General features: G+C 72.6%; 7 protein-coding genes. 3 read left to right on the forward strand and 4 right to left on the reverse strand.

Going from position 1 to position 6,420, the window contains the following annotated elements; genetic code table 11:
- Positions 1 to 35 precede the first annotated feature (35 nt).
- Positions 36 to 542: a DUF1003 domain-containing protein gene (locus ACZ7IF_RS30900; RefSeq protein WP_470978102.1), complete on the reverse strand. Its 507-nt coding sequence runs from the start codon at positions 540 to 542 to the stop codon at positions 36 to 38.
- A gap of 166 nt (positions 543 to 708) precedes the next feature.
- Positions 709 to 1,980: a magnesium transporter MgtE N-terminal domain-containing protein gene (locus ACZ7IF_RS30905; RefSeq protein ID WP_125602977.1), complete on the reverse strand. Its 1,272-nt coding sequence runs from the start codon at positions 1,978 to 1,980 to the stop codon at positions 709 to 711.
- A 178-nt stretch (positions 1,981 to 2,158) separates the two neighbouring features.
- On the opposite strand from ACZ7IF_RS30905, the gene ACZ7IF_RS30910 reads away from it, so the two are divergent.
- The gene (locus ACZ7IF_RS30910) at positions 2,159 to 2,962 is read left to right on the forward strand and encodes a hypothetical protein (RefSeq protein ID WP_470978089.1); all 804 of its coding nucleotides are present in this window, start codon (positions 2,159 to 2,161) and stop codon (positions 2,960 to 2,962) included.
- Between the two features lie 4 nt (positions 2,963 to 2,966).
- On the opposite strand, the gene ACZ7IF_RS30915 is transcribed toward ACZ7IF_RS30910, so the two are convergent.
- A complete protein-coding gene (locus tag ACZ7IF_RS30915) occupies positions 2,967 to 3,479 on the reverse strand; it encodes a hypothetical protein (protein WP_470978091.1) in 513 nt (170 codons plus the stop codon).
- A 31-nt stretch (positions 3,480 to 3,510) separates the two neighbouring features.
- Entirely contained in the window at positions 3,511 to 4,623 is a 1,113-nt protein-coding gene (locus ACZ7IF_RS30920; protein WP_125818126.1) for a magnesium and cobalt transport protein CorA, read from the reverse strand.
- Positions 4,624 to 5,000: 377 nt separating this feature from the next.
- Between ACZ7IF_RS30920 and ACZ7IF_RS30925 the strand changes: the two genes are divergently transcribed.
- Positions 5,001 to 5,585 (forward strand): suppressor of fused domain protein, encoded by a 585-nt coding sequence (locus tag ACZ7IF_RS30925; RefSeq protein ID WP_470978092.1) that lies wholly within the window; start codon positions 5,001 to 5,003, stop codon positions 5,583 to 5,585.
- A gap of 57 nt (positions 5,586 to 5,642) precedes the next feature.
- Entirely contained in the window at positions 5,643 to 6,281 is a 639-nt protein-coding gene (locus ACZ7IF_RS30930; protein WP_470978094.1) for a DUF6758 family protein, read from the forward strand.
- The last annotated feature ends 139 nt before the right edge of the window (positions 6,282 to 6,420 follow it).

The raw sequence follows: 6,420 nt of genomic DNA on the forward strand, positions 1-6,420 counted from the left end.
TGGTACGGCTCGGTAGCAGGGCTCGGGTAAGCCGATCAGCGGTCGCCTTCGTCACTTTCACCGGGGAACAGCCGCCGCTCGTCCATCTCTTTGATCAGGTCCTGGAACTCCGAGCGGATCCAGTCGCGGGTGGCGACCTCGCCCAGGCCCATCCGCAGCGCCGCGATCTCCCGCGTCAGGTACTCCGTGTCCGCGATGGAGCGCTCGTTCTGCTTGCGGTCCTGCTCGTGGGTGACCCGGTCCCGGTCGTCCTGCCGGTTCTGCGCGAGCAGGATCAGCGGGGCCGCGTACGAGGCCTGGAGGGACAGCATCAGCGTCAGGAAGATGAAGGGGTACTGGTCGAACCGCAGGTCGTCGGGCGCGAAGATGTTCCACAGCACCCACACCACGATGACCAGGGTCATCCAGACGATGAACCGGCCCGTGCCGAGGAACCGCGCCACCCGCTCCGACAGCCGCCCGAAGGCCTCCGGGTCGTACTCGGGCAGCAGCTTGCGGCGGTCCGGGCGCGGCTGGTCCAGCCGTACGCGCGACCGCGTCAGCGCGCTCGCCCCCGCGGGCGCCGCGCTCCTCGACCGTTCGGCGGAACGTTCCGTCCGCTCGTTGCGGAGCCGCTCGGCAGCCTCCTCCAGGCGCTCCGAGAGCCCCTCCCGGGCCTGCTCGCGCCTCTCCCGGCGCCGCTCGCGCGCCGCATCGCCGCGCCCGCGCTCAGTGCCCACGCAGGGCCTCCTCGGAGTGGAAGTCCGTCTCCCGCCAGTCGTCGGGCAGCAGGTGGTCCAGTACGTCGTCGACGGTGACCGCGCCCAGCAGCGATCCGCTCTCGTCGACCACGGGCGCCGCGACCATGTTGTACGCGGCCAGGTAGCTGGTCACCGCGGGCAGCGAGGCGTCCGGGCGCAGCGGCGGCAGGTCCGCGTCCACCAGGGAGCTGACCAGCGTGAACGGGGGGTCGCGCAGCAGCCGCTGGAAGTGCACCGTCCCCAGGTACTTGCCCGTCGGCGTCTCGTCCGGCGGCCGGCAGACGTAGACCTGCGCGGCCAGCGCCGGCGACAGGTCCGACTTGCGCACGCGGGCCAGCGCGTCCGCGACGGTGGCGTCCGGGCGCAGCACGATCGGCTCGGTGGTCATCAGACCGCCCGCGGTGTTCTCCTCGTACGACAGCAGGCGCCGCACGTCGGCCGCGTCGTCCGGCTGCATCAGCGTCAGCAGCCGCTCCTTCTCCTCCTCCGGCAGCTCGGAGAGAAGGTCGGCCGCGTCGTCCGGGTCCATGGCCTCCAGGACGTCGGCGGCGCGCTCCTCCTTCAGCTTGCCGAGGATCTCCACCTGGTCGTCCTCGGGCAGCTCCTCCAGGACGTCCGCGAGCCGGTCGTCGTCGAGGGCGTTGGCCACCTCGGCGCGCCGCTTCGGCGTCAGGTGGTGCAGGACGTTCGCCAGGTCCGCCGGGCGCATCTGCTCGAAGGTCGCGACCAGGCTCTCGGCGCCCTGGCCCTCCTCCTCCAGGGAGAAGCCGGTGACCGCCGACCACTCCACGGTCAGCGTCTCGCCCCGGCGGCGCAGGGCGCCGCCCTTGCCCTTGCGCACGAAGATCCGGTCGATCTCCCAGTCCCGGCGGGCCGGCAGCTGCTGGATGGCCACGTCCAGGACGGTGACCTCCTCACCGCCGTCCACCAGGCGCACCCGCCGGTCCAGCAGCTCGCCGAGGACCAGCCGCTCGGTGGGGCGCTGCTCGAAGCGCCGCATGTTGACGACACCGGTGGTGATGACCTGGCCGGACTCCACGCCCGTCACCCGGGTCATGGGAAGGAAGATCCGCCGACGGCTTACGACCTCGACCACCAGGCCCAGCAGCCGGGGCGGGCGGCCGCCGACCCGGAGCATCGCGACGAGGTCGCGGACGCGGCCGACCTGGTCGCCGTTGGGGTCGAATACGGGCACACCCGACAGATGCGAGACGAAGATCCGCGGGGCGCCTGCAGCCATCCGTGCGCCTCCTAGAGCGTCCATCAACAGTCGTGCCGTGCCTCAGGCTAGCCCGTGGCGGGGGAAGGCGTCCTGGTGGGGCCGTCCGGCCGGGGTGCGTCCGGGGGTCCTCCGGGGCCGTGCCCCCGGACGGGTACGCTGCCTGCTGCCGCCGACCCCCGACGAGAGGCACACGCCCGTGACCGCCCACACCCCCGCCGTACGGCTGCGCCGGGCCGCCTTCATCGGTGCCCTCTGCGCGGGCCTCGCCGTCGCCGGAACGGGCTGCGCGGAGAAGAAGGACCCCGACAAGGGCACGAACGGCGTCGGCAAGCTCACCGCCGACAAGATCGAGGGCCAGGCGAAGGCCGCCGCGACCGCGGCGAACTCGGTCCACCTGTCGGGCACGCTCGTCACCGGCGGCAAGACCTTCACCCTCGACATGCGGCTGAAGGCCGACGGCGGCTCCGGCGAGGTGAAGTCGGCCGAGGACACCTTCCAGCTGCTGCGGGTCGGCGAACAGCTGTACCTGAAGGCCAGCGCCGCCTTCTGGGGGAAGTCGGACTCGGCGGGCAAGCTCGGCGACAAGTACGTGAAGGTGCCCGAGGGCGACCCCTCTTACAAGCAGTTCCGCGGGTTCACCGACATGCACGTCCTGCTGGACGGGCTGCTGGGCCTCCAGGGCACGCTCAGCAAGGGCGCCTACACCACCGTCGGGCACACCCGCGCGGTCCCCGTCTCGGCGGACGCGGGCAAGGGCGGCAAGCTGTCGGTGTCCCTGGAGGGGACCCCGTACCCGCTGCTGATGGAGCGGGCGGGCGGCGCCGGCCGGGTGGAGCTGTCCGAGTGGGGCAAGCCCTTCCCGCTGGAGGCGCCCGCGCAGGACCAGACCGTGGACTACGGCAGCCAGCTGCCGACCACCAAGGACGGCAAGGGCACCGCCCCCACCGCCTCTCCGGCGCCGTCGAAGTCCCCCGGCCAGGGCTCCGACCCCACGGGCTGAGCCCTTAGCCCTTGGCCTTCTTCCGCTTCAGCAGCAGCTTCGGCAGGCCCGCCGGGATCGGCCCGCGGGTGACGGCCGGGGAGCCCACCGGCCGCGCGGCCAGCGAACCGGTCGGCAGCCCGTCGGCCACCGCCACCGGCTCCAGGCGCAGCAGCCGGCACTCGCGGGCCCAGCGCTCCGTCATCCGCTCCGAGTCGGGCGCGTTCAGCCGCTTGCCCTTCAGCTCGGCGACGGCGGCCTCCCAGGACTCGCTGCCGGGCACGAGTTCCCGTACGGCCGCGGTCCACGCCACGAGCCGGCCGCCCTTGTCCTTGCTGCGTACGGTCACCTCCGCCGAGGTGCCGTCGGCGAGCCCGGGAAAGGGCTGCTCACCGGGGCCGTCACCGAGCACGTGCGCGGCGCCGTCCACCCAGGCGTGCCACAGGGCCCTGTCGGCACCGGTGCCGCGGACCCAGATCAGGCCGGACTTCTTGGAGGCCTCCTCGACGAGGGCCAGGTCGAGCGCGCTGAGAGTCATGCGCACAGCGTAGGCGGTGCGCTCCCGGCGGCTACAGCCAGCCGTTGCGGCGCAGGGTGCGGTGGATGGCGAAACAGCTGCCGACGATGGCGGCCATCACCAGGGGGTAGCCGTACTTCCAGTGCAGCTCCGGCATGTGGTCGAAGTTCATCCCGTACACGCCGCAGATCATCGTCGGCACGGCGATGATCGCCGCCCAGGAGGTGATCTTGCGCATGTCCTCGTTCTGCGCGACGGAGGCCTGCGCGAGGTTCGCCTGGAGGATGGAGTTCAGCAGCTCGTCGAAGCCGATGACCTGCTCGTGCACCCGGGCCAGGTGGTCGGCCACGTCCCGGAAGTACTTCTGGATGTCGGGGTCCACCAGCCGCATGGGCCGCTCGCTCAGCAGCTCCATCGGCCGCAGCAGCGGCGAGACCGCCCGCTTGAACTCCAGCACCTCGCGCTTGAGCTGGTAGATGCGGCCCGCGTCACCGCCCCGGGCGACGCCCTTGGCGGGGGCGGCGAAGACCGCGCTCTCCACCTCGTCGATGTCGTCCTGCACGGCCGCCGCGACCGCGATGTACCCGTCGACCACGTGGTCGGCGATCGAGTGCAGCACCGCCGAGGGGCCCCGCGACAGCAGCTCCGGATCGTCCTGGAGGCGGTGGCGCAGACTCCGCAGGGACCCCTGGCCGCCGTGCCGGACGGTGATGACGAAGTCGGGGCCCGTGAAGCACATCACCTCGCCGGTCTCCACCACCTCGCTGGTAGCGGTGAGTTCGGCGTGCTCCACGTAGTGGATCGTCTTGAAGACGGTGAAGAGGGTCTCGTCGTACCGCTCCAGCTTCGGCCGCTGGTGCGCGTGCACCGCGTCCTCCACGGCGAGCGGGTGCAGCCCGAAGGTGGCGGCGATCCCGGCGAACTCGTCGTGGGTGGGCTCGTGCAGTCCGATCCAGGCGAAGCCGCCGTCCTCGCGGACCCGGCGCAGGGCCTCACGGGGCGTCAGGCAGTCCCCCTGCGCGCGCCGGCCGTCGCGGTACACGGCGCAGTCGACGACCGCACTGCTGGCGGAGGGGTCGCGGGTGGTGTCGTAGCCGGGCTGTACGGGGGTGGACTTGCGCAGTGCCGGACGGACGGCGGCACGGAGGTAGGGCAGCATCGACATGGCAGGCTCCTTCTCGCGCACGGCTGCGGACCGTACGGGTGGGAGGCCCTCTGCGGACCGGAGGCGGGCAGCCCGGGGCCGGCCGAGGGAAACAGGACGGGAGGACAAAGTTCTGCCGTCGCTCTTCTGCTGATCAGAAGATCAAAGGTGGCTGGAGCCGCCCTTGACGGACGCCGAAGAGCGATTGGTACTGCACGATCGACTTCGGTCCATCGCAGCCCCACCTCCTCCGGCCGGTCCCCCGTGGGGGACGTCCTGTCGCCGGAGCCCTGAAACAACTCTTCTGAGTGCGGCCCCGACCAGCTGTCAACACTATCAGCCGACGGATGGTCAAGACCCGCCCTTTACCCGGCGGATACGAGTTCTATGCTCGCTGCATGGCAGAAATTCTGGCCCTCGTCGAAGCCCGGCTGCGCAGCACGCTCGGCGAACCCGACGCCCGCGCCTCCGTCACCTTCCTTGGCACCGACCGCATCGAGGTCCTCCGCTTCACCGACGGCGACCTCGTCCGGTACGCGACCCTCGGCATGTCCGCCCACCCGATGACCGACCCCACCGCCGTCGTCGCCGACCCGGTGCGCGGCCCGCGCGCCGAACTGGTGCTGACCGTACGGGCGGGCCTCGCGCCCACCGACAAGCTGCTGCGGCCGCTGGCGGTACTGGCGGCCTCCCCGATGGTTGAGGGGCTCATCGTCGCCCCCGGCGCCTCCCTCGACGTCGGCGAACCGCTCTGGGACGGCGCCCCGTTCAGCTCCGTACTCGTCGCCGAGCCCGGCGGACTCGTCGAGGACCTGGAGCTCGACGAGCCCATGGACCCCGTCCGCTTCCTCCCGCTGCTCCCCATGACGGCGAACGAGGCCGCCTGGAAGCGGGTGCACGGAGCCGCCGCGCTCCAGGAGCGCTGGCTCGCGCGCGGCACGGATCTGCGGGACCCTCTGCGTACGGCCGTCGCACTGGACTGAGCCCGGACGGGTGATCGCGTCTTGACGACGCCCCGGGCGGGGAGGAGCGTGCTTCTTATGAGGGGCGAACCGAGTTGCCCGAAGTGCGGTGGCCGGGTGCGCGCGCCCGGCCTCTTCTCCGACTCCTGGCAGTGCGCGGTGCACGGCGCCGTCCATCCGCTACAGCCTGTGATCCCGCCCAGCGTCGAGGGGCTGGAGGTCGTCGCCAACCGGGCGAAAGTGCCCGTGTGGATGCCGTGGCCGCTGCCGGTCGGCTGGCTGTTCACCGGCGTCGCGAGCGCCGGCGACGACCGCAGCGGCGGCCGCGCCACCGCCGTGGCCTGCACCGGCCCGGGGCCGCTCGGCGGCCTCGGGGAGCTGCTGCTGGTCGCGGAGGAGCTCGGCGTCGGCCTCGGCTCCCGCTTCGCCGGCATCGACTCCCCCGACCCGGGCCCCTACATCGACGTCTCCGCCCCGCCGCACACCAAGGTCGTCGCCGCGGGCCGCCCCACCCCGCTGTGGCACGTCAAGGGCGCCCCGGACGACCGGGCGGTCTTCGCCGGGGAGGCGCGCGGCCTGTGGCTGTGGGCCATCGTCTGGCCGGAACAGACGGGCCTCCTGATGTACGACGAGCTCGTCCTCACCGACCTCCGCGACGCGGGCGCGGAGGTGGAGCTGCTCCCGTGCGGGGCCCTGAGCCCCCGGATCCTGGGGTAGGGGGACGTACGGGGCTTGCGGCGCGGGCCCGCTATCTCCCCCTGGACCCCGTGGGGCGGGGCGGTGGCTGCCCACCCGCCCCCTCGTCTGCGGGCCGGGGGGTGGGGAGCGGTAGCCCCTGGGCCCGGATCAGAGCCGG

Source organism: Streptomyces sp. NPDC037421 (genome assembly GCF_055602105.1).